The 22,972-nt window shown below is 59.3% G+C and carries 28 protein-coding genes and 1 tRNA gene; 12 read left to right on the forward strand and 17 right to left on the reverse strand.

Annotation, left to right across the window (positions count from 1 at the left end):
* Positions 1-3: 3 nt before the first annotated feature.
* Entirely contained in the window at positions 4-1,107 is a 1,104-nt protein-coding gene (gene ald, locus KJA79_RS00235; protein WP_213040003.1) for an alanine dehydrogenase, read from the reverse strand.
* Positions 1,108-1,270: 163 nt separating this feature from the next.
* Here ald and KJA79_RS00240 point away from each other — a divergent pair, with 163 nt between their 5' ends.
* The 4 genes from KJA79_RS00240 (at position 1,271) to KJA79_RS00255 (ending at position 2,777) form a co-directional block, all read left to right on the forward strand.
* Complete coding sequence (locus KJA79_RS00240; protein ID WP_213040004.1) at positions 1,271-1,639, forward strand: hypothetical protein; 369 nt, start codon at positions 1,271-1,273, stop codon at positions 1,637-1,639.
* 45 nt (positions 1,640-1,684) lie between these two features.
* Entirely contained in the window at positions 1,685-2,035 is a 351-nt protein-coding gene (locus tag KJA79_RS00245; RefSeq protein ID WP_213040005.1) for a (2Fe-2S) ferredoxin domain-containing protein, read from the forward strand.
* 35 nt (positions 2,036-2,070) lie between these two features.
* Entirely contained in the window at positions 2,071-2,484 is a 414-nt protein-coding gene (locus KJA79_RS00250; protein ID WP_213040006.1) for a hypothetical protein, read from the forward strand.
* Positions 2,485-2,549: 65 nt separating this feature from the next.
* Complete coding sequence (locus KJA79_RS00255) at positions 2,550-2,777, forward strand: ATP-binding protein (protein ID WP_213040007.1); 228 nt, start codon at positions 2,550-2,552, stop codon at positions 2,775-2,777.
* 69 nt (positions 2,778-2,846) lie between these two features.
* On the opposite strand, the gene KJA79_RS00260 is transcribed toward KJA79_RS00255, so the two are convergent.
* From KJA79_RS00260 to KJA79_RS00270, 3 genes are read right to left on the reverse strand one after another with little or no spacing between them, the layout of a single operon-like run.
* Positions 2,847-3,308 carry a hypothetical protein gene (locus KJA79_RS00260; protein ID WP_213040008.1) on the reverse strand — a complete coding sequence of 154 codons (462 nt, stop codon included), beginning with the start codon at positions 3,306-3,308 and terminating at the stop codon, positions 2,847-2,849.
* A 40-nt stretch (positions 3,309-3,348) separates the two neighbouring features.
* Positions 3,349-4,350, reverse strand: a complete 1,002-nt coding sequence (locus KJA79_RS00265) for a phytoene/squalene synthase family protein (protein ID WP_343224233.1) — start codon at positions 4,348-4,350, stop codon at positions 3,349-3,351.
* Positions 4,351-4,401: 51 nt separating this feature from the next.
* Positions 4,402-4,848, reverse strand: coding sequence for a cupredoxin domain-containing protein (locus tag KJA79_RS00270; protein WP_213040009.1), 447 nt, complete (start codon positions 4,846-4,848; stop codon positions 4,402-4,404).
* Positions 4,849-5,115: 267 nt separating this feature from the next.
* Here KJA79_RS00270 and htpX point away from each other — a divergent pair, with 267 nt between their 5' ends.
* Both htpX and KJA79_RS00280 read left to right on the forward strand, forming a co-directional pair.
* Positions 5,116-6,033 (forward strand): protease HtpX, encoded by a 918-nt coding sequence (gene htpX, locus KJA79_RS00275; protein WP_213040010.1) that lies wholly within the window; start codon positions 5,116-5,118, stop codon positions 6,031-6,033.
* Positions 6,034-6,050: 17 nt separating this feature from the next.
* Positions 6,051-6,674: a glutathione peroxidase gene (locus tag KJA79_RS00280; RefSeq protein WP_246507311.1), complete on the forward strand. Its 624-nt coding sequence runs from the start codon at positions 6,051-6,053 to the stop codon at positions 6,672-6,674.
* A gap of 6 nt (positions 6,675-6,680) precedes the next feature.
* Here the strand turns inward: KJA79_RS00280 and KJA79_RS00285 are convergent, their stop codons facing one another.
* Together KJA79_RS00285 and KJA79_RS00290 are read right to left on the reverse strand one after the other, a co-directional pair.
* Positions 6,681-6,956, reverse strand: a complete 276-nt coding sequence (locus KJA79_RS00285) for a hypothetical protein (RefSeq protein WP_213040011.1) — start codon at positions 6,954-6,956, stop codon at positions 6,681-6,683.
* Between the two features lie 84 nt (positions 6,957-7,040).
* Entirely contained in the window at positions 7,041-7,733 is a 693-nt protein-coding gene (locus KJA79_RS00290; protein WP_213040012.1) for a hypothetical protein, read from the reverse strand.
* 133 nt (positions 7,734-7,866) lie between these two features.
* On the opposite strand from KJA79_RS00290, the gene KJA79_RS00295 reads away from it, so the two are divergent.
* On the forward strand, positions 7,867-9,294 hold the full coding sequence (locus tag KJA79_RS00295; RefSeq protein ID WP_213040013.1) for an MFS transporter: 1,428 nt from the start codon (positions 7,867-7,869) through the stop codon (positions 9,292-9,294).
* A gap of 25 nt (positions 9,295-9,319) precedes the next feature.
* On the opposite strand, the gene KJA79_RS00300 is transcribed toward KJA79_RS00295, so the two are convergent.
* Complete coding sequence (locus KJA79_RS00300; protein ID WP_213040014.1) at positions 9,320-9,532, reverse strand: hypothetical protein; 213 nt, start codon at positions 9,530-9,532, stop codon at positions 9,320-9,322.
* A gap of 176 nt (positions 9,533-9,708) precedes the next feature.
* Between KJA79_RS00300 and KJA79_RS00305 the strand changes: the two genes are divergently transcribed.
* From KJA79_RS00305 to KJA79_RS00325, 5 genes are all read left to right on the forward strand, one after another.
* Positions 9,709-10,158 carry a GatB/YqeY domain-containing protein gene (locus KJA79_RS00305; protein WP_213040015.1) on the forward strand — a complete coding sequence of 150 codons (450 nt, stop codon included), beginning with the start codon at positions 9,709-9,711 and terminating at the stop codon, positions 10,156-10,158.
* A gap of 139 nt (positions 10,159-10,297) precedes the next feature.
* A complete protein-coding gene (locus KJA79_RS00310; protein ID WP_213040016.1) occupies positions 10,298-10,939 on the forward strand; it encodes a response regulator in 642 nt (213 codons plus the stop codon).
* 42 nt (positions 10,940-10,981) lie between these two features.
* Entirely contained in the window at positions 10,982-11,986 is a 1,005-nt protein-coding gene (locus tag KJA79_RS00315) for a GGDEF domain-containing response regulator (RefSeq protein ID WP_213040017.1), read from the forward strand.
* 90 nt (positions 11,987-12,076) lie between these two features.
* A complete protein-coding gene (locus KJA79_RS00320; protein WP_213040018.1) occupies positions 12,077-13,846 on the forward strand; it encodes a response regulator in 1,770 nt (589 codons plus the stop codon).
* A gap of 44 nt (positions 13,847-13,890) precedes the next feature.
* Positions 13,891-14,172, forward strand: a complete 282-nt coding sequence (locus KJA79_RS00325; protein ID WP_213040019.1) for an Hpt domain-containing protein — start codon at positions 13,891-13,893, stop codon at positions 14,170-14,172.
* A 24-nt stretch (positions 14,173-14,196) separates the two neighbouring features.
* Here the strand turns inward: KJA79_RS00325 and KJA79_RS00330 are convergent, their stop codons facing one another.
* From KJA79_RS00330 to purM, 10 genes are all read right to left on the reverse strand, one after another.
* A complete protein-coding gene (locus tag KJA79_RS00330; RefSeq protein WP_213040020.1) occupies positions 14,197-15,636 on the reverse strand; it encodes a sensor histidine kinase in 1,440 nt (479 codons plus the stop codon).
* Positions 15,633-16,316, reverse strand: coding sequence for a response regulator (locus KJA79_RS00335; RefSeq protein WP_213040021.1), 684 nt, complete (start codon positions 16,314-16,316; stop codon positions 15,633-15,635). The genes KJA79_RS00330 and KJA79_RS00335 overlap by 4 nt, the downstream gene beginning before the upstream one ends.
* A gap of 147 nt (positions 16,317-16,463) precedes the next feature.
* Positions 16,464-17,081 carry a glycosyltransferase gene (locus tag KJA79_RS00340; RefSeq protein ID WP_213040022.1) on the reverse strand — a complete coding sequence of 206 codons (618 nt, stop codon included), beginning with the start codon at positions 17,079-17,081 and terminating at the stop codon, positions 16,464-16,466.
* Between the two features lie 342 nt (positions 17,082-17,423).
* Positions 17,424-18,473 carry an NAD-dependent epimerase/dehydratase family protein gene (locus KJA79_RS00345; RefSeq protein ID WP_213040023.1) on the reverse strand — a complete coding sequence of 350 codons (1,050 nt, stop codon included), beginning with the start codon at positions 18,471-18,473 and terminating at the stop codon, positions 17,424-17,426.
* Positions 18,474-18,942: 469 nt separating this feature from the next.
* Complete coding sequence (locus tag KJA79_RS00350) at positions 18,943-19,095, reverse strand: hypothetical protein (protein ID WP_213040024.1); 153 nt, start codon at positions 19,093-19,095, stop codon at positions 18,943-18,945.
* A gap of 68 nt (positions 19,096-19,163) precedes the next feature.
* Positions 19,164-19,970: an ankyrin repeat domain-containing protein gene (locus tag KJA79_RS00355; protein WP_213040025.1), complete on the reverse strand. Its 807-nt coding sequence runs from the start codon at positions 19,968-19,970 to the stop codon at positions 19,164-19,166.
* A 10-nt stretch (positions 19,971-19,980) separates the two neighbouring features.
* Positions 19,981-20,238 carry a hypothetical protein gene (locus tag KJA79_RS00360; protein ID WP_213040026.1) on the reverse strand — a complete coding sequence of 86 codons (258 nt, stop codon included), beginning with the start codon at positions 20,236-20,238 and terminating at the stop codon, positions 19,981-19,983.
* A gap of 510 nt (positions 20,239-20,748) precedes the next feature.
* Positions 20,749-20,824 (reverse strand) — tRNA-Ala (locus KJA79_RS00365).
* Between the two features lie 186 nt (positions 20,825-21,010).
* A complete protein-coding gene (gene purN / locus KJA79_RS00370; RefSeq protein ID WP_246507312.1) occupies positions 21,011-21,682 on the reverse strand; it encodes a phosphoribosylglycinamide formyltransferase in 672 nt (223 codons plus the stop codon).
* Complete coding sequence (gene purM / locus KJA79_RS00375; RefSeq protein ID WP_213040027.1) at positions 21,672-22,709, reverse strand: phosphoribosylformylglycinamidine cyclo-ligase; 1,038 nt, start codon at positions 22,707-22,709, stop codon at positions 21,672-21,674. The genes purN and purM overlap by 11 nt, the downstream gene beginning before the upstream one ends.
* Between the last annotated feature and the right edge of the window lie 263 nt (positions 22,710-22,972).

Here is a 22,972-nt window from a genome sequence, read left to right on the forward strand (position 1 = left end):
GTCTTACAACAGAGGGGTAAAACGCAAGCCGTGTGATTCAGCCACCGCCTGGCACGTAATTTTGCCATCCATCACGTTCACTCCCTTGGCCAGCCCGGAATCTGAGCGAATGGCCGGGGCGACCCCCTCTGATGCAAGACGAACAATGTACGGGAGCGTCACATTGGTCAAGGCGCGCGTTGACGTATGCGGAACGATTCCGGGCATGTTCGTCACACAATAATGCACCACCCCGTCCACCACATACACCGGATTCGAGTGGGTTGTAGGCCTGGTCGTTTCGCAGCAGCCCCCCTGATCCACGGCCACATCGACGATAACCGAACCGGGCTGCATTTTCGCCACAAGGCTCCGGGGAATCACGTGGGGCGCGCGCGCCCCCGGCACCAACACCGCGCCGACCACCAAGTCCGCCTCCAGGACCGCTCGTTCGATGGCGGACACGGATGCCGCGCAGGTTGCAATTCGGCCCCCGTAGAGATCGTCCAACAACCGCAATCGATCCAAATCCAGGTTGATCACCGTCACCCGCGCGCCCAGTCCTACCGCGATGCGCACAGCCGAAGTCCCCACGATACCCGCGCCAATCACCACCACATGACCCGGCTGGACGCCGGGCACCCCGGCCAACAGCACCCCACGCCCCCCCTGGACGGTCCCGAGATAGTGCGCCCCGACTTGTACGGACAGCCGGCCGGCAATTTCGCTCATCGGACGCAACATCGGCAGACTGCGGTCCCTGGCCTCCACCGTTTCATAGGCAATCGCGGTGACGCCGGCTGCCATTAAGGCCTTCGTCAGCTCCGGCATCGACGCCAAATGTAAATACGTAAACAACACCTGGCCTGGCCGGAAGAGCGCGCACTCCGGCAATTGAGGCTCTTTGACCTTCACAATCAGCTCTGCCCGGTGAAAGGCCTCTTCCTTAGACTGTACGACTTCAGCGCCGGCCTGCCGATACGCCTCATCGGAAAAGCCACTTCCCTGACCGGCAGACGACTCGACCAGTACCTGATGGCCCGCCTGCTGCAAGGCACGAACGCCATCAGGTGTGACACTCACCCGAAATTCGTAGTCTTTGATCTCCTTCGGAACCCCGATCACCATACCGCCTCCTTCGCCCGCATCACCGGCCCCCGTGCATACCGCATTATACATGGGCCGGGGCCATCACCAACGTGAACTGCGGGGCCACCTTGCCAGCCGAAAGAACAGTGCGGTAAGATCCTCAGTCTATCGACGTCTTCCCCTGATGAGGAGCACTTCGCGCATGGATGCCGGATCGTGTAACGCCTGCAGCACCGCAGGCACACCGTTGATGAAATTCTCGTTGGGCAAAGATTTCTTCGGGCGCACCTACGACCGGTTGTCGCCCTCCTCGGATCAAAGTCCGAAGTGGTATTGCGAGCCCTGCTCCATGATGAAAAATTTACAGCGGGATTTTCGCGATATCCGCGCCGAATTCGACAAGCTCACCAAGGGCCAGGCTTCTGCGCTGTCCGAACCAGAGGCCAAACAGCGTGCGCAATTGCGCCTCCGGGAAATTGCCGCCATTGCCGGCACGCAAGCGGCCGGTTCATCACTGCTCAACGCGTCGGACGTCACACAATTAATCGAACAATTCCACGCGCGCGCCTGATCTTGCGCACCACCCAGTGAACGACACAGCCCCGGAACTGTTGCCATGACTGGTTATCAACGACACATATTCGTCTGCACCAACAAACGCGAGCCGGATGATCCTCGCGGCAGCTGCTCCAAACTCGGCTCCGACGCGTTGCATGCCTGCTTCAAACAAGAAGCCAAGCGACTCAACCTCAAGGGTGTGGTGCGCGCCAACAAAGCGGGTTGCCTCGACTATTGCGCGCAAGGCCCCACCGTGGTGGTCTATCCGGAAGGGGTGTGGTACCGGGTCCGCTCCGAGGCCGATGTGAAGGAAATCATGGAGCACCATATTATGAAGGGAGAGCTGGTCGATCGACTCCTGATGCCCGACCAGCCCCCCTCTCCGCTGCTCTCCCCGCTAAAAATCTAAGCCGGTCACATCCTTCGGAATCTTGCGAGAACGTTATGCCCGCCGATGACAAATGGAAGGCCAACATGGAAAAGGTGGCCTACATGAAAGGCTTCCCCGGCCTGTTGCACGCTTGGGATCAATTGATCGGAAAAACCGTGGAAGTGGTGTTGCCGCTCAAAAGCAAATCCGGATCCGCAGCAATCATCTGCACGGACGGGTCGTTTCTGGTGGTGCCGCTGTTACGTCCGGAGCCCTACGAACTGGGCGAAGCGCTGCAGGTTGGTCGAGCCCATCTCGAGCCCAAACATGCCGAGGCCTATGCCGGATACGATCAACTGCTGAACAAAGATAAAGAGGCGCAACGGATCGCCCGCCTCGAAAACATTCTGGGCGCGATTCGCAACAATGCAGAACAGCTTCCAGAATTAAAAGACCGGCTCGCTGAGCTGATCAAGGAGTGGAAGTGAGCAGTCTTCCTCAAAAGAACATGTTCGAGATCTTCTCGCAAGGTCTCTTCGAAGGAGTCAAGCCTATGATGCTCATTCGCGATCACCTGGTGCGCCACCCCGACCGTTGCACCCACCAGGCCATCTGTATGCCGGTTTGCCCCACGAGTGCCTGGCTCTCAACGCCACCGTACAAATTTGATCCCTCACGCTGCCTGGAAAGCTGTCGGCTTTGTCTGGATGCCTGCCCCTCACAAGCGATTTACGCGGTCTATCGCAAGGGGGACAAGCTGCTGGAGCCGCAAAAGAAGTAGGGTGAATGCGGCTGACGGCCGGCGCGTGGTTCGCCATGCGCCGGCAGGAACTCAGTCCGAGTGTGCGGTTCAGCCTCGACGTCGTTGAGGTATGTGTGCCTGCTGTCCGCAGGCCACACGTTGGCTCTCAGAGCGATAGCGTGTCACCCCTCTCACCGCCGGCAGCAACAGGAGTCCCGCGAGAAGCACCAACGCAAGCGGTACGCTGTCCTGGAACGAAAGATTTCGGTCGCTTTCAATGGCATACCCGACAAGGACTCCAGCCCACCCCACGTTGTAGACACAAGCGACTCCCGGGCCCCACCACCGCAGGCGCCATAATCCCACAGAGGCAAGGGCAGCCCCTCCGAATTGGACGGACACGACTCCCACCTCGAACAGCAGGTGTCTGATTCCTATCGTGCGAGGATTCCACAGAAATCCCAGCAACGCAAGGACCGCCAGACCCATCGCCGGGGCAAACCATGCGGCAACTGCTCCATACAGCACCGCGAGCAGCCTGATTGTCCGGGGCTCCGCGACAGATTTCACTGCGGCTGACCTCCAGAATGTCGGGAACCTGCAACCCGGATTACACGATCTGCTTGCGGAGTCTGCCCCAGTAGGCTGTGCCGACGTAGCCGCAGGCACCGGTGAAAGTCGTGAGGGCCATCACTCGATAGACCACCGAGCGCGGGGCCTTGACGTTGACGGTCGGGTCGAGGAGATCCGGCGCGGTGGCCACACGTTTGAGTGTCTCGCCTGCCAGCAGAATCGGCCACATGCAGGCGAGCCGCTGCCGAATTTCAAACCGCGGCAAGGCCATGGTGTAGAGCCAACCCTGGTCCAAATGCTCCACAGCCTGGCGGATCATCCGCAACAGGATGGGACGAAACATCGGCAGACTTCCTGGTCTGAGCAAATCAGCCGGCTTCAATCCGACCTCATCCAGCCACTGTGTCGGCACGTAGCAGCGGCCGTTGTGAAGATCACGGGCGATATCTTTGACAATGTTCGTAAGCTGTAACCCCTTGCCGAAGCGGACGCCGATCGCAGACATTCGGTCGACATCCCAGTGCTTCATGGCAGGCCGATGTGCGCAGACCATTCTGGTCCAGAATTCACCCACGCAACCTGCAACATAGTAGGTATACCGATCCAATTCCTCCGGACGCTCCAGCGCCGACAGGTCTTGAGCCGACGAACCAGGAAACCTGGTCAGGTCCATTTCCATTCCGTTGGGCAGCACATCCATCAACCAACGAATGCGCTCACGATCCCCCTGCTCGAATTTCCGATACAGCGCCAAACAGTCCGGCAATCGTTCCAGTAACACGCGCTCAGCCGAGTCGGTCTGGTGCGGCAGCAGGCCCGCCTGAATCGACTGCACGGCCTGCGGCTGAACCTCGTCGCCCCTGAACTGATCGCGAAACATGTTCAGATACCAAAGGCGTTGGTCTCGCCCGATCAGGTCGGTGTCGGCGATCGTATCGGCTGCCCGTGCAAGCAAATAGGCCAACCCCATCTCGTCGCGGACATCCGACGGGAGGACATTCAGCGTCAGGTAAAATGAACGGGATACCTGCTTCAGAATGACGTGAAGGAGTTCGTGCTTGGAAGGCTGGGTAGTCGTGGCTCGACCTGCTTATCTGACTTCGAGTGTCCCTTCCATGCCCTTGTCCCGGTGGCTTGGAAGAAACAGGAGCTTCTTGTCGCAATAGAAGGAGTAGATGCCCGGCTTCGTCGGGGTAAATTGCACCGTGACTGTTTTCCCGGCGCTCACATCCCGTTCGATCGAGAGCCCGGCAGCCTCGTTTTTTAGCACAAAGTTGTGCGGGGTGATGGAGGTGATGCTGGTCAAGAACAGCTCAACGGGTTTCCCGGCCTGCACGATCAAGTGATGCGGGGTATAGGAGTAACTGTCCAGGACGACGGTAGCCCGCTGAAGGCCATCTACCATGTCAACCGGCACCTGGAGCGGGGGCACCGGCGATGCCGATTCGGCCGCCACAATCGGCGCGATGCCTATCACCGTCACACCGATCACCGAAACCAAGAGGCCTAGCCGGCCGGACAAGAGACCTACACGCATGCAAGGTTTCTAGCAGAAGCCCTCAGAACCGGTCAACCAACCCCCTGGCGCCCCGCCCTACCGCGGCGTCGGTACCTCCAGCCGGCAAATCCGGGACCGAGCGTCTTGACTGGCCTAAAACTTGGTATTATCTGTGAACACCGGGACGGAGCTAAGATTCCTGCCCCTCGGGTCCAACAATCGGCCCAGCGTTCGGTATAATGACATCCAAGGTTCGTGGCACTCCCTAAGAGACAGACGGTGCACGGACCTCCAAGGAGGAGAGATATGAAGTCGTTGAAGGGTATCGGGTTGCTGATTATTTCGAACATTCTTATTTACCTCACCCTGTCGATTACCGTCAGAGTGTTGGTGAACATGGTCCTGCCAGCCTTCGGCATCGACGTCCGGGGGGTCTTTAGTCAGGAGTTGCTGGTCTGGTCGCTGGTGATCGGCTTCGGCGGCGCGTTCATCAGCTTGATGTTTTCCAAACAGATGGCACGAGCCATGCTGGACTGCACCCAGATTATCGAGCCCCGCTCACATGCGGAGCAGGTGATCTATGGATCCGTTCGGGAGATTGCGGAACGTCTCCAGATCACCATGCCGGAAGTGTGGGTGTACGAGTCACCGGACCCCAACGCGTTTGCCACGGGACCGAGCAAGAACAACGCGATGGTGGCGGTGTCGACCGGCCTGCTGGCGAACTTGCGGGAAAACGAAGTGAAGGCCGTCCTCGCGCACGAGATGGGGCATGTGTTCAACGGGGATATGTTCTCCACGACCGTCCTGGCCGGGTTGATGAACACCTTCGTGCACTACATCAGCAACTTTGTCTACCAGGTGGTGGCGCAGCCACAAGGAGGCGATCGGGAGGAGGGGCAGAGCGGGAGCCCGATTTTGGGCTTCGTGGTCTATCTCTTCTTACAGGTCGTGCTGTCGATCCTCGCCATGCTGGTCGTCAGTTGGCACTCCCGTCGCCGAGAATATGCCGCCGATGCGTTTTCGGCCAGGGTGTACGGGAAAGACTCGATGATCAAGGCCTTGCAGGCGATCGACCGTTGGGTCAACCGCGCACAGTTCGAATATTCAACGCAAGATGCCCTGGCCACGATGAAGATCTCCGGCAACACCTCGGGGTTCTTGCACTTGCTGGCGACCCATCCTCCGATTGAGGAGCGTGTCGCGGCCCTGGAACGGCTTTAACCGAAGGAGTTCATACCATGCCGATCACTCGACCGACATGTTCGTGGAAGGTTCTGGTCCTTGGGCTCGCAGTGGGTCTCGGGCTTGGCGCCGTGACGATGGGCCTGGATTCGGTCGGTGCGGCACAACAAGGAGCAACACGCATGGCAGCGAAAGCCTCGACCGTCTATGATTTCACGCTAAACGACATCGACGGCAAACCGGTGTCCCTGAGTCAATACAGGGGAAAGGTCGTCATGCTGGTCAATACCGCCAGCTTTTGCGGGAACACCCCGCAATACGCCGACCTTGAAAAGATGTATGAAACCTATAAGGACAAAGGGTTTGAGATTCTGGCCTTCCCGGCCAATAATTTCGGCCAGCAAGAGCCGGGCAGCAACGAGGAGATCAAGGGATTCTGCCTGACCAAATACAGTGTCGGATTCCCGCTCTTCAGCAAAATCAGTGTGAAGGGCGGAGACAAACATCCCCTTTACCGCTACCTCACTGAACAGAGCCCTTTCCCCGGTGAAGTGGAGTGGAATTTCCAAAAGTACCTGGTCGATCGTACGGGCAATGTCGTCGCCCGCTATCACCATGGCACGAAACCGCTCGCGCAGGAAATCGTCAAGGACGTCGAACGGTTTCTGGCGAAAAGCTGATCGCCGTCAGGTCTGTTTCTCGAAACTGATGTGCGCGCGATACTCTTGGATGGCCGCAGTCAATGCGGCCTTCCCAAGAGGGATATTGGCCTCCAGGGCGTCTTCCACTCCCCGGTCGTCGATCACCACCTGATACCGGTCCTGAATATTGGTCCTCACAGCCGTGCCGTCCTTAAACGTCCGCGGCATATAGATTTCCGTCCACACTTCCTTCTCCACCAAACAGACATCGCAGAAGCGCTCGTACAACAGCGCTAACTTTTCCCCATCGGTTTCTTTCATGCCCCTGCTCCCTGATGACAATCGCCTTCTCGCGCGCGCCTGCACGCGCGGTGGGAGCACGTTAGACCAAGCGAGGGATGAGTTTCAACGGGAAGACGGCTCAGACAGAGCTGGCAGGACATCCGAAGACGGTTGATCGGTGACCACAAACCGCATGGTGCCCACTTGATTCACGGCATGAAACGGCTGCTGCCCGAGCGACGTGATGTAGATCTTGACGAGGTACCTGCCCTCCAGCCATCGGGGCGATGGCTTCTTCAACTCCAGGAAACCGTACCGTTCGTGGCCCGGTACCTCCAGACTATCCTGCACGATCACCACGTCACCGGTTTTTCCGTCCGCCCCGATGGCAAACACCTGAGCGGCGAACTGTGCCGGATCCTCGAGCGGAGCGACCTCGAACACAATGTAGACCGCCGGCGTATCGGTCGTGAACACCGTCGTTCCTGGAGCAATGGGTTTCAGCCGCGGATCCTGCGTGAACCAGCCTTTGCGGCCAAACGTGTCCCATTCAACCTCATAACCACGCGCCATCTTGATCCAGGTGAAGAGCGACTGCGGAACGCCCTTCTGCTGCACATCCAGCGATGGCGTTTCAGTCGGCTCGAACTCCGTCGTGACTTGCTCCTTCGGAACCAGGAGATCACGCCCTTCAGCGCCCGTCTGCCACCCTCCCAGGATCGATGCGGCACACAGAACGATCGCGAATCGACGGGAGAATCGTCGCCCCTGCCGGCGGATCACGCCCACCCCTCGTCGTGTAGCCAGGACGTCCATAGGCTTATGGTAACCACTGCAAGAAGGAGGGGTCAACCGGCCTGTTGGGATTTGATCGAAACAGGGGCAAACCCGGCGGCTTTGATATAATGCCACTCATTCAACCGACACCTCGCTGCCGTGCAAGGCCCCCATGAATCATTCAACAACCGATTCCCTCCCGTCTTCATTTTCTCAGCCGCTCACCGTTTCAGACGAGACGGAGACCTCGGAGGATGAGGCCAAAGCCAGCAGCCGGCAATACGGCATCCGCGATGCGGCCTGTCAAGCCGCGGCGCAAGGCGGCGGGGAAAACTATTTCTCGGCATTCGCGCTCCTCCTGCACGCCTCCCCGTTCCAGATCGCCATCCTCTCGGCCCTGCCTCAATTAGTCGGCGTGGTGGCGCAACTCGCCTCGGTGAAGCTGCTGCAGTATCTCCGCATACCAAGCCGTCTCCTCATTGCGGGAGGGCGCGCCCAGGCCTTTTGCTGGCTCCCCATCCTGTTGCTGCCACTGATCGCCCCTGACCAAGGCGCATGGCTGTTGATCGGCTGCGCCATGCTCTACTTCGGCTTCGGCCATGTGACCACTCCGATCTGGAACAGTCTGCTGGTCGACGTGGCGGAAGCCGAGAGCCGCGGCGCCTATTTCGCCAGGCGAGCCCGGACGACGGCGCTCACCAGTTTTCTAGCCTTAGGGGTGGCGGGGGCGATCCTGACACTTGGGCAACGATGGGACCTGAGCTGGATCGGCTTCCTCGTCATTTTCCTCGGCGCCGCGGCGGCGCGTCTGGGGGCCACCACCTGCCAGACCCACGTCTCGCGGCTGATGCCGGTGCACAGGCTTGAGGCCCCGCACGGATTCCGGCATTTTTTCTCCCATGCCGCCAGCGGCGACTTTCGCCGTTTTCTCCTCTTCTCCGGACTGATGCATTTCGCCGTGTTGTTATCCGGGCCGTTTTTTGTAATGTATCTCCTGCGAGACCTCCACTGGTCCTACCTGCAATACGCCGGCTGGATGGCGAGTAGTATCTCGGCCCAATTCCTCACCCTTGGGCCCTGGGGCCGAATCGGCGATCGCTACGGCAACAAAGCCTTGCTGACGCTGACCGCCTCGGCAGTGCCCTTTCTGCCCATGGGCTACCTCCTGAGCGAACAGTATCTCTTTCTCCTGGTCGTGAACTTTTTCGGCGGCGTGATCTGGGCGGGGCTGTCGCTGGGCCTGCAGAATTACGTCTTCGATTCGTTGCGGTCTGGAGAGCGCACCAGGGGAGTAGCGCTGGCCAATGCCATGAATGCGGTGGGATGGGGGCTTGGCGCGCTGACCGGCAGTTGGCTTGCGACCCTGATGCCGGCCGAACTCTCACTCGGCTGGTGGCACCTCACGCCGGCATCGAACCTGCCGTTTCTGTTCTGCCTTTCCGGGGGATTACGACTCGTCATTGCCGTGAGCCTGCTGCGAACATTCGCCGAACCTCGAAACATTGTCTCTCCGCCACAGGGACATCTGCTGTGGGAACTGCCTTTCCTGAAGCCGCTCACGGCGCTGCTGCCTTGGAGAAACCCGCGCGTCGTGCCCTAGACGGCGAGCTGTTCGGAGCTCGACCCTACATCCCCCCCGGTCGGCGCTCTCCCTCTTCCTGTTTCAGGCGATCGAACGCACGGTCGGCACCTCCCTTGACCTGCTCTGAAGACGGTTGCGGCATCGGCTTGGGCTTTTCACTCGCACAACCAGCCAGCAGACCTACCACGACAGCCAGAACTCCGACCATCACGACGCCCAGAGACCAGGCAGACAGCTTGCTCCGTTTCTGATCCATTCCGTCCCCCCTTTTAATGACTAGACTCGCTGCCTCCACCACGTACAGCGCATTATGGGATAGTCCCCTGCGCCGCTCAACATGAAAACGAGACGGCGTGCACCACGTTGACTGCCTTTCCCAAAGGCGCTATCCTCCGCGACGACATAGCGATGCCCCAAGCGGAAAGGAACTCGATGTCACTCCACGACCGTCTCAGCGAAGATCTCAAATCGGCAATGAAGTCGCGCGATCAGCTGCGCATCGACGTGATCCGGATGATCAAGGCTGCCGTGCAATATAAAGAAGTAGAACTGAAGCAGGATCTCGACGACGCCGGCATGAGCCGGATCATGACGACGCTCATCAAGCAGCGCAAGGAAGCCGCCGAACAGTTTGAAAGGGGCAACCGTCAGGACCTCGCCGCCAAGGAACGGCAGGAAATTACCATCATCGAGAGCTATCTCCCCGCCGCACTCTCCACCGACGACATCGCACAGATCGTCAGGGGGGTGGTGGCAGAGTCCGGCGCCTCTTCCCTCAAAGACATGGGGCCGGTCATGAAAACGGTGATGGCCCGCCTCGCCGGCCAGGCCGTCGACGGCAAAGTCGTCAGCGAGCTGGTCAAAGCCGCCCTTCAACGGTAGTCAGCACCTTACGGCACTTAACCCCTGGGCCCTTTCGGCCGATACTGAATCTGGCCCGGGCAGCGACCGTGATCCCCTCCCGTGCCTGAGCCAGAATTCATAATGCAGCCGACACCAGCTCGGCCGGATGAGGCACCCCATGAGCATTCTCATCGTCGATGACTCCCCGGACCAGCAACTCCTACTCAAAACCATTCTGTACAAGGCGGGCCATCAAGACCTGCTCATCGCCGACTCCGCGACCTCGGCCTATGCCCAACTCGGCATCGACCAGCCGCAGCACAACCCCCATGCCGTCGATTTGATCCTGATGGATTTTCTGATGCCGGGCATCGATGGCGTGGCCGCCACCCGGCACATCAAGGGACTGGAAACCTTGCGGGACATTCCGATCATCGTGGTCACCGCCAAGACCGCCATGGGTGACCTGCAAGCGGCGTTTTCCGCCGGGGCCATGGACTACATTACCAAGCCGGTCACCAGCACGGAATTGCTTGCCCGGGTCAACTCCGCCCTCATGCTGAAACAAGAGATGGATTGCCGCAAAGCCCGCGAGGTGGAACTCCGCCGCAGCAATGACGAGTTACACCGCGCCCTGCGCGAAGTAAAAGTCCTAAAGGGACTCGTGCCCATCTGTGCCTCCTGCAAAAAAATTCGCAACGACCAGGGCTTCTGGCAGCAATTGGAAGAATATATCCAGCAACACTCCGAGGCCGAATTCAGTCACGGCCTCTGCACCCCATGCATCAAAAAGCATTACCCTGGTGTTTACCCAGACTAGCTGCTAGCATCGGCGTACGACACATTTTCAGGGGGACTGACCATGGGTATCCTGATCGTCGATGATTCGACGGACGATCGTCTGTTGATCCAATCCATCCTCGCCAATGCCGGGTACGAAGAAACGTTCGTTGCGGAATCCGCTGCGGCCGCCTTTCGCCTCTTGGGCCTCGACGGGATGCGGCAAATGGCCGGGCGGGTGGATTTGATCCTGATGGATATCGTCATGCCCTCCACCAACGGGATCGAGGCCTGCCGGCAGATCAAGGCGGTGGAGCGCTATCGGGACATCCCGATCATCATGGTTACCGTCAAGACCGATCCCGTGGATCTGCAACTGGCCTTCGCGGCCGGTGCCATCGACTACGTGGCCAAACCCATCAGCAAGATCGAGTTGCTGACCCGCGTCCGCTGCGTGCTCCGGCTCGTCCATGAAATCGAGCGACGCCGGGCACGGGAGCAGGAACTGCTGGAGGTCATGCGCCAATTGCAGGAAGCCAACCAAATGCTGTTGCGGCTGTCTTGCCTTGACGGGCTCACCGGTATCACCAATCGTCGGCAATTCGACGACTTCCTCGATCAGGAATGGCGGCGTGCCGCGCGCGAATCCACGCCGCTCTCGCTCATCATGCTGGACATCGATTACTTCAAGACCTACAACGACAGCCACGGGCACCAGGCCGGGGATGAATGCCTCCGCCAGGTTGCACAGCTGATTTCCAGCCACGTCAATCGTCCTGGCGACTTGGTCGCGCGGTACGGCGGCGATGAGTTCGTGATCGTCCTGCCGGGGACCACCGTCGACGGCGCGGCGCAGGTTGCGGATACACTCAGGCGGAAGGTCTGTGAAGCGGAGATGAAACATCCGAACGGCGATCCCGTGACCATCAGCCTGGGATTCGCGTGCACGGTGCCCAGTCGTGTCGCCGCCCCGACCGACCTGATTCGAGCCGCCGACCAGGCGCTCTACCAAGCCAAACAGGAAGGGCGCAACCGGGCCAAACAAGCCGGAGTGCTGACCCTCGTGCATCACACCCATAAAGATTGATGACGCCTCGACGTCGCGACGGCCGCTCCACGACTCACCCAGCCGCGACGGGAGATCGCCATCATTGACCGCAGGCGAGCGGACGACGACATGGCCAAACGCATCCCGCAAACGAGACGCACGACAGGCACCACACCAAAACGCACCCTTCGCACCACTCCCCGCCCCCTGACCGCACTCCAACGCGAGCAAGCCGCTCGAAGGCGCGCCGAACGGGCGCTCGAGCGCGCGTCCAAAGAATTGCAACACCGCGTGGAAGAGTTACAACGCGCGAAAGACGCCGCCGATGTCGCCAATCGCGCCAAGAGCGACTTTCTGGCCAGCATGAGCCATGAAATCCGCACGCCCATGAACGCGATCATTGGCATGGCCGATCTGTTGTGGGATACGACCTTGACGCCCGAGCAACGCAAATACCTCCGCATTTTTCGACGGGCCGGGGCCAGCCTCTTGAGCTTGATCAACGATATCCTGGACCTTTCGAAAGTCGAATCGGGCCGGCTCGACCTGGATAGCATCGACTTCGATCTTTCGGAACTCATCGACAAGGCGAGCGAAATGCTGGCGCTCCGGGCCAACGAAAAGGGCCTGGAACTCGTCTGTCACCTCGCCGGCGACGTGCCCTGCCATCTCATCGGCGACCCCAACCGCCTGTACCAGATCCTGCTGAACCTGCTCGGAAACGCGATCAAATTCACGGAGAAGGGCTCGGTGGTGATGACCATTACCAACGACCCCGAACGACGTACCCCGGGCGCCATCCGATTCTCCGTCACCGACACGGGTATCGGAGTTCCGCAGGACAAAATCACCGCCATCTTCGATACTTTCACCCAGGCGCACAGCACGATTGCCCGCCGGTACGGAGGCACGGGGCTGGGACTATCGATCTCGCAGCAGTTGGCCGGGCTGATGGGCGGTCGTATTTGGGTCGAGAGCACCCTGGGCAAGGGCAGCACGTTCCACTGCGTCGTGCAACTCGGCGTCCAGGCCGATCCTCCACCGGCTAAGGCTGCGGGGGCGTTGAATCTGAACGGAGTCCGTTGTCTCGTTGTGGATGACTACCCGACGAACCGTTTGATCCTGCGGGAAACCCTCTTTGCCTGGGGCGCGGAGGTGGTCGAAGCTGACAGCGGCGAACAGGCTATGGAGGCGTTCGAGGCCGCATTGAACGCGGACACACGTTTCGATCTGCTGCTCCTGGACTGTCGGATGCCCGGCATGGACGGATTCGAAGTCATCGAGCGTATCCATGCGGATGCTCGGCTGCAGGACCTGACTATCATCATGCTGGCCTCAGACCGCTGGGCCGATGATATCGCGAAGACGTACGACCTCGGCCTGGGCGGATACCTCGTCAAGCCCATCCGACGGTCCGACCTTCAACAAACCATCAGCATTGCCTTGGGACGAAGCAAGCGCGGTTTGCCTGCCGCCCCATCGAGCGCACCTCCTCCAGTCGCATCACAAGGGCGATCCTTGCGGATCCTGCTGGTTGAGGATTCACCCGACAATCAGGTGCTGATTCAGTCGTATCTGAAGAACACGACGCACCGGATCGATCTGGCCGATAATGGCCAGATCGGTGTCGCCAAGTTCCAGAACGGACACTATGACCTGATCCTCATGGATATGCAGATGCCGGTCATGGACGGCCTGACGGCTACCAAGACCATTCGGCGCTTGGAGCAGGAACAGGGCCTACCCGCAGTCCAAATCGTCGCCTTGACCGCCCTGGCGCTGAAAGAGGAATCGGCCCGGATCTTCGAAGCGGGATGCAACGCCCACATGACCAAGCCGCTCAAGCGAACGACGCTGCTCGAGTTGCTCGCGGCCTACGAAAAGACACGCGCCCAGTGATGCCACCTAGCCCTGACCGCAGCCCGTCCACCATCCTTGTCAAGGTGAGTCAGGACCTCGAGGCCATCGTCCCCGGATTCCTCGCCAACCGCCGGCGGGATCTCGCGACGATCGAAGCCTGTCTGAAGCAGGGCGACCTGAACACCATCCGCATGCTGGGCCATCGGATGAAAGGCGACGGCGGGGGATACGGCTTCGATCAGATCAGCACGATCGGCGACCGGCTTGAACAGGCGGCCATCGCACAGGATCCTGTGTCGATCGCCGCGGAAGTGGCCCACCTGACCGACTTCCTTGCGAAGGTCACCGTCATTTACACCCCCTAGGGCCACCGGCCTCCTGCATTCACCCTACACTTCGACCGTCTCCCTGGTCGGAATCGGCAATCGCAACGTAAATTCCGACCCCATTCCCACCTTCGTCTCGACCGCAACCGTTCCTCCGTGCGCCTCCACAATGCCCTTCACGATGGCCAGTCCGAGTCCGGTGCCGCCGGAATCCCGCGCCCGCGCCTTGTCGGTGCGGTAGAAGTGCTCAAACAGATGGGGCAGATGCTCCGGTTCGATGCCATGCCCCGTATCCCTCACAGCTATCTCGACACGTCCCTCCACATGCCGCAGTCGCACGATGACCTTGCCGCCCGGCGGCGTATACCGAAGGCTGTTATCGAGTAAATTGATCAAGGCCTGTTTCAGCCATTGCGCATCACCCGAGATCGGCGGGACCGCCGCCGCGTCACAGGTGAGGGTAACCCGTCGATCCTCGGCCAGCAGCGCAAGTTCCGCGAGGAGGTCTTCTACCAGCGGCTGCAGCAATAAGGGCTCCAGGCGCACGGGCGGACGATCCCCCGTGACCTTGGTCAACGTGAGTAACGACCGGGCCAGCGTGATCAGCTTTTCCACCTGCTCCAAGTTGCCGATGAGGGCATCGCGGTACTCGGCTGTCGTTCTCGCCTTCTGCAGCGTCACCTCCAGGTTTCCCTGGAGGACGGTGAGGGGCGTCTGCATTTCATGGGCGGCGTAGTCCACGAATCGCCGCTGGCTCCGGCAGCTCTTCTGAAACCGGTCCATCATGGCATTGAACGCGTGAGTCAAGCGATGGAACTCGCGAAACGGAGAATCCAGCACGAGCCGTTCCCCCAGATCAGCCTCCGACATGGTTTCGGCCCGACGGCTGAGCTGCTCGATGGGCGTCAACACCATCCTGGCGATCCAGACGCTGCCGGCCCAGGCGATCAGCATGATGGCGCCTGAGCCGATCATCAGTAGAATCGCGAGTCCGCGTAGAGTCTCCTGGGCGTAGTGGAGGGATTCTTCCGCCTGCAGCACGTACCGGATCTCGCCCCCTTTTGAGACGGGAATGGACACGCGCCGAATGGGCGAGCCATCCTGCAAGTGCACCAGATCGAAGACGGTCTCGCCGCGCGCCACCTGGTCGAGCAACGTCGGGATTACCGGGGGACGAGGCACGACGTCGGACCCCTTCCACACCAACTGTCCCTCCACCGAGAGAACTCTCACCGTATGCGAGGCCTCCCGCAGTTCATGCTGTTCTTCCTGGCTCCGTCCGTTCTGGCCCAAGGCGACGAGTTCACCCCCGGCATTGCGGATCAGCTCGGGACGCTGCTCGATGATTCGGCCAAGCGTCTCGGCCAACTCCAATAGCCGCCGATCGACATAACGATTCATCAACGTCTCGCCGCCGATATAGATGAGCAGGGAAAACGCGAGCAGCAGTCCCCCGACCAGCATTAAAGCCGTTTTTCGAATCAGTCGTCCCAGCGAGTTCACGATTGGGGCTCCTGTTCTTCCAACATGTAGCCGGCACCGCGGACCGTGGTGATCAGGGGCGGCGAAAAATCTCTGTCGATTTTGGCCCGCAGCGCCCGGATATGCGCATCCACGATATTCGTCATCGGGTCATAACTGATGTCCCACACATGTTCGATGATGGCGGTCCTCGTCAGCACTCGATTCTTGTTCCTGAGCAAAAAATCCAACAGGGCATATTCCTTGTTGGTGAGGGCGATTTCGGTCCCTCTCCTCCACACCCGATGGGTGGCGGGATCGAGTTCCAAATCCGCCGCCTTGAGCCGCGCCTGCAGCTGCGGCCCTCCCCGACGCAACAACGCCCGTGCCCGCGCCAGCAGCTCCGCAAACGCGAAGGGCTTCGTCAGGTAATCGTCGGCTCCCAAGTCCAGCCCCGAAACTTTGTCCTGGGTCGTATCGCGCGCAGTGAGAAGAAAGACCGGCGCCGTGACACCGGCATCACGCAGACGGCGGCAGAGCGTCAGTCCGTCGATCTGCGGCAGCATGATGTCGAGGATGAACAGGTCGTAGGGATTCACCGTGCCGAAGTGGAGTCCCTGCTCGCCGTCGACGGCCACATCCACCGCATACCGCTCCTCCCTGAGCCCCTTTCTCAAAAATTGGGCCAGATCGGCATCATCTTCTACCAAGAGAATACGCATACGGGTCCCCCCTAAGACAGCACGCGCACTGCAGGAGGGCCCCCAAGGACCGGTCGCAACGCGCGCGTCAGACTTATCTTAGTACAAGATGATGGCCGGATTCGATGAGCAGAGGTGAGAATACTTCGCCTCGGGCACGTTCAGCGCCTAGACGCCATGACAGAGTGCAAGGGCACGGTCTTGACGCTCAGCAGGGCGACGGAGCGTCCTCCATTCATAGACGGATTCATAGGCCTGTGCGATGCGCGCAGACAGATCATCATTGTTCACCTCTCCTGGTGAAGACACCGGCGGAATGACTGCCTGCCAGTTCAGATCGGGAGCCTGTTGCACTTGCGCGGTCGAGGTGGCGATGAGCACCAACTCACGGAACTCCCGATGGAGGCGCAACACCTCCGGGGCATCAATCGGGCCGTAGATCGTGGCCACGATGGGGATGGCACTCCTGCGCATCAACGGAAAGGCGGCCGAACCGGCATGGACATGGATCATGTCGAAGGCGGGCGTCATAGCAAAGGCCTTCTCCAGCGCCAACATGGCCAAGGCATCGGCCAGGTGCCGCTTTGGCATCGGATAAGCTCGCATGGCCAACGGCGCGACAGGAATCAATCTCCCGGCCGTGTGACTATCCCCGCTGGCAAACACCGTGACGTCATGGCCCAGACGGAGCAACTCCTCGGTCAACGACGCGATCATTCGTCCCTCCGGACCTTCGCTGTGCCCTGTGACGGCTTCATGAAACGGACCGATCTGCGCAATGTTCATGTGTTTTCTCCACCTGTATCGTGATGACAGTTCCGACCTTCTCAGAATGCCCATCCGACCGCAGCCCCAATCGTTCCATCGGACGAGCTTCGGAGCAGGAGAAAGGATAGTGCGAGAAAGATGAAGATTCGTCGAAGAAGGGATGAAGCTTCGGTGAGAAGGCAGTCTGTGGATCGGGTCAGCACGACAAGCTGGCTCAGTGTAGACAGGGGGGACGCCAGTATTATTGGGAAGTCGACAGGGCAGAGACGCTACAGCCAAGAAGCGCATGGATGGCGCGATATCCGCACCGACACCCTCCCAGGGCACAGACTGGGACCGTCCTTGACGGCAAGTCGTGTATCAGCGACTGTTGAGACCGCGTTCAGGGATGGACGGATCACCGTAAGTGTCATCCGCCTCGTCCGTGCGGTATTCATCGTGGACTGCAGCGGCGTAGTCACCGGCTGACGCGCCAAGGTTGCGCTCATACCAGTCGATGGTCCGCTTCAGGCCTTCCTGCAACGACACCTGTGGAGTCCACCGCAAGAATTTCTCAGCTGTATGGGGATCGGCCACCCGCACGTGCTCCAATGGTCGATCCGGTCTGGCCCCGAATATGGGCGCCTCGTGCTGTTCCAGTAACCGCGCGATGGTGTGCACCACCCCGCGCACGGTCTCGGTTCTCCCGGATCCAACGTCGATCGTTTTTCCTTCGACATTCTCCGCAAGAGCCGCCGCAAGGAACGCGTCCACGACGTCATCCACATAGATCCAATCAATAGCCCGTTGGCCGCTCGTCAACTTAGGCGTGTCTCCCTTCAATATCGATCCAATGACGTAGGGGATAAGCTTGTTGAGATCGCGTTGTCCGGGGCCATAGACCATAAATACGCGTAGGATGACGGCGGGAAATCCGTACAAGGCATGGAACATACGGGCATAAGCACTGCCGGCCCATTTTGTGACCGCATAGGGAGAACTAGGCACCACATCGCCGGCGCCTGAAGACGGTTCTTCCAGAGAACCGGATACGATGAATCGGTTGCAGCCGATGCGTTCAGCAGCCGTCAACAGGTTCACCGTGGTCGCGAGGTTACAGTGGAAGGTCGGCACGATGGCTTCCGCCTCTCGAGTGCCCACCACATGCCCGGCGAGATGATAGATCACATGTGGCTTGACGGCCTTCAGCAATGACGTCACCATCGGCAAATCGGCCAGGTCTCCCTGGTACCACTGTATGGTGAGGTTTGACTCGGGCTGCCGCTCCCGTGATACCGCATGGACATGAGCACCCGCTTTGCAGAGACGAGTCAGTAAATGGCTTCCGATAAAACCCGTACCTCCGGTGACGAGAATTCTGGCCCCGGCCAACTTCGTTGCTTCATACATCATGGCTTTCGCTTCCTTCATGATTGAAGACACCGCTTCTTCATCACCGGTGGCGGCTCGTCATGCCCATGTGCGATGACCGCACCGACGGCCTGAGGATCAGGCTCGCCGTAAGACGGACCCCACGGCGATCTGCCTACTGTGAGGCTGGAGCTACGGTGAATGGACTGTGGAGGGCTTTCAGGCCACACGAGTCTCTAGAGGTATCTGTTTCCTGCCCCTGAGGCAAACTAGTGAAACCCCTAGATCCTACAGATCGTGAGATATCACGCTCGCCGGCTTTGGCCGCTCAGGGGTTAAAGTGCTTGAGACGAGGCCGGCAGTTTGAGCAAGATGAACATGTGTCGCGAAGTGATGCGCTGCGGCGAGGAGAGGCGGAGTGAGTCAGGTCAGCACGACAAAGGGGGGGGGTGATGCAGACAGAGTGCGACGTCGACGCAGAGACGTGAAGATCGAGGAAGAGTGATCGGAGTGGGCAGCAGTAAACTTGCTATTCTGCGAACAGCAGAACAATCGTATCGGCGAGCCCCAACCACCCGACAGTTCGAGAAGGAATGACGATTTGAAATGTGCGCCGCACATCCATGAGTGCCATCCCAATCAGTACCAGAATGGTGCCGAGAATCATTGCCGAATTGAACACCCTGGTCCACCTCAGCCCCTTCGTTTAACTCATGGAGAAAGACCGTGTCGCGGCTCCGCCTAGAATGGCTATTCTGTAGCCCCTGCTGCTATGAGAATCTGCTCAATATCCGAATGGTGATTCCGCCGAGCAACTTTCAGTGCAGTCTCACCGGCCCTGAAAGCCTCGTCCTCTCCAGCAATCACTCGTGAGTCTACTGCAGCTCCAGAATTGAGTAACACTTTTACAATTTCAAGGTTCCCTTTGTGCGATGCCACGATGAGGGGAGCAATGCCTTTCTTGCCTTTGTAATTCACATCCGCTCCTGCAGCAAGTAGTGTTCTCACAATGGAAGTGTGACCTTTGGCTACAGCGACGATCAAAGGGGTATATCTTTCCGCAATCTCTTTGTTGGGATCGGAACCAGCTCCGAGTAAGGGCTGGATGATGTCAGTGCATCCTTGCGAGACTGCCACCATGAGAGCTGTCCAGCCATGCTGACCATGCTGATACAGCATTTTATAGTCAGCTCGATGAGCCAGAAGTATCTCGGCACTCTTCGCATGGCATCCATACGATGCTGCGATCAATGGAGTCTCACCGTCCTGGGCCTGTTGATTGACATCAGCGCCATTGCTAAGTAAATATTCTATGATTTCTTCTTGCCCATACCGAGCCGCATAAATCAATGCGGTGCGGCCGTCCTCGTCGACTCCATTAACGTTGTCCCCCTGATTCACCATAAATTGCACATGTTCTAGTGATCCACCCCTGGCATAGTGATGAAGAGGCGGTGCTCGATGACAGGAATACAGCGTCAGAAGAAGAAAGGGAAATAAGAAGTACCGTTTTTGAATTCTTGCCATCATAGCGGAATCATTGCCTGATCCAACCATGTCGGGAAAGTTACTTCCTCCTTTCCATCGCCGTGTACTTCGCAAGTTCATCTTTGGTGAACAGGTGAACCGTTTTGATAAGCCAGATCCAAAGTTGATAGCCACTCACCATTCCAATCGGTACACCAATCGCCAGGGCTGCGATGGGGTAGCCTTCATTCACCGAGGGCTTCTCTGTCCAAGTGGTGTACACGGCGGAAACACCTCCCTGCATGTAGGCAAAGCAGGAGAGAGTCGCTGCTACAGCAATTGAAAGCGTGATAGGCATGAGCAACATCAAGACGTATACGGCTCTTCGATGACGATGTCCTGTGACCATATCAAACCACGATGTGATTGATGGGCCCTGCAGAAAATGATGCGAGGACCCATTCCTGTGCCCACAGTGACGAAATCATATCCTGGGACCATCGCGTACGCCACATCTGCGTCACTACCGACCCGGCATCAACAAAACGGGCAACAGGCCCGATCGGCCTGAGTCGAGCACATGCAGGATGGTGCGGCCTGAAGAGAGCAGGAGGAACGATCACGGGCGCAGACTATTGGACGGTGACGAGGACGAACGGTTCAGCCTGAACAGTTGCGAGACTTGCGGAGTTACTTGGGATCTTGCTGGAAGTAGTGGATCTATCCTCCACACACACACCCCAAGCGCAGAATCGCACATGTGCTGGGTAGGAACTGGAGCCCGCTGACACGCTAGGGGCGCTGGCTCGGCGGTGACCAGGAGAGGAGGCTTTTCTTCATGAGCCGCCGGTTAGATCGAAGTTTGGTTTGGTGGAGGGCAGGGGAGTCGAACCCCCGACCCCTACGTTGCGAACGTAGTGCTCTCCCAACTGAGCTAGCCCCCCACAACCAGGCGGCATTATACACAACCAGCACGTCAGTCTCTAGCCCGCATTATTCACGACACGCCGTCCCGAATGATCCGGCTTAGCGGGCTGCGGAAAACGTCGACCAGCGACGCCTAACGCACGCATCGAAATTCACCACGCCTGCTGGATGAGGTTGTCGTGAAGAATCTGTGAAGCGCTCGATCACGGATAGTGGAACCCGATCGCCGGAGTGCCGGCCTCCGCCACGACCACCCGCCTCCCCTCGACGCGCAACCGCCCCTCGGCATAGAGCTGGATCGCTCGCGGATAAATGCGGTGCTCGTGCTCCAGAATGCGAGCCGCGAGAGTTTCCGCCGTGTCCCCTTCAGCAATCGGCACGGCCGCCTGAATGATAATCGGCCCTTCATCCACCCCTTCCGTGACGAAATGCACGGTGCAGCCGGCGATTTTGCAACCGTGCTCGATGGCTTTCTTTTGCACATCCAGTCCGGGAAAAGAAGGAAGCAGCGACGGGTGAATGTTCATCATCCGGTTTTCGTAAGCAGACACCAGCACGGCGGTCACGATTTTCATGTAGCCGGCCAGCAGCACCAGATCCACTTCATGCTTCTGCAAAACCTCGTGCACGGCCCGGTCATAGGCCTCACGACTATCCGGTCTCCCCGCGAAGGGCTTGGGATCGAGCCAGACCGCCGGCGCGCCATGTTTGCGAGCCCGCTCAAGCGCCAGGGCCTCTTGCTTGTTGCTGAGCACCACCGCAATCTCGGCCGAGAGTGCACGTTGCTCGATCGCCTCGATGATCGCCTGCAGATTGGAGCCCCGTCCGGACGCCAATACACCCAGCCGCACCAGCCGAGGCGCCTTACCCGACATAGTCGACCACCCCTTCCTCGGTCTGCTGCGCGACCATCTCTCCGATGTGGTGCGCCTGTTCCCCCAACTCGCGAGCCTTCGCCATTACCCGGTCGGCATGGTCGGGTGCCACCACCAGGATGAGGCCGATTCCCATGTTGAAGACGCGGTACATTTCGTCCACCGCCACCGCCCCGCGAGATTGAATCGCCTCGAAAATTGGCAGCACCGGCCAAGACCCACGGCGAATCCGCGCACCACAACGCGCTGGAAAGACCCGCGGCAGATTGTCGGTGATGCCTCCGCCGGTGATGTGGGCAATGCCCTTGATGGGACAACACTCCATCAGCGACAGCACCTGTTTGGCGTAAATCCGCGTGGGGGTCAGCAACGTCTCGCCGAGCGCCCCGCCCAATTCCGGCACGACCGTCTCGACGGTCAACCGGCTTCGCTCCAGCAGGACCTTCCTGACGAGCGAAAAACCGTTGCTGTGGACGCCGCTCGAGGCCAATCCGATGACCACGTCACCCGGAGCAATCTGCTTTCCGTCGATGATCTTCGGCCGGTCCACCACGCCCACGGCAAAACCGGCCAGGTCGTATTCACCTTCGCCGTAAAACGAGGGCATCTCGGCCGTTTCGCCCCCGATCAATGCGCAACCGGCCTGGCGACAGCCGTCTGAAATCCCCTTCACCACCGCCGCAGCCGTCGCGATCGACAGTTTCCCGGTGGCAAAGTAGTCGAGGAAGAACAACGGCTCCGCGCCGCTCACGGCAATATCGTTGACGCACATGGCGACCAGGTCGATGCCGACCGTGTCGTGTTTATCCATGAGGAAGGCGATCTTGAGTTTCGTCCCGACGCCATCCGTCCCAGACACCAACACCGGATCCTGATACCGATTGGCTTGAAACCGGAAGAGGCCGCCGAAGCCGCCGAGATCGGTCATCACCTCAGGGCGAAACGTGGCGCGCACATGCGGCTTGATCCGTTCGACGAATTCATCGCCGGCATCGATATCGACTCCGGCATCACGATAAGTAGTCATTGGGGCCGCATCTTAACGAGCCGACTGATAGCCGGTCAACAATAGTCTCATGCGCTCACTCTCTCCGTGAGCCCCTTACACGTCACGACTACAGGGGCTGCTCACACTGGTCATTCAACAAGGCCGCAGGCGAGCAAGAACCGAAGGCGTACTCATGAACTTCACTCCCCTGTCATCGAATGGGGTCCTGCAGCCTCCTTACTGCGCGCATCGGACGAGCACCTTCAGAGGTGCGCGTTCTGCGAGCACAGGAGGCTACAGGA

Origin of the sequence: Nitrospira defluvii (assembly GCF_905220995.1) — a bacterium.
In the GTDB taxonomy this organism is placed as follows: domain Bacteria; phylum Nitrospirota; class Nitrospiria; order Nitrospirales; family Nitrospiraceae; genus Nitrospira_A; species Nitrospira_A defluvii_C.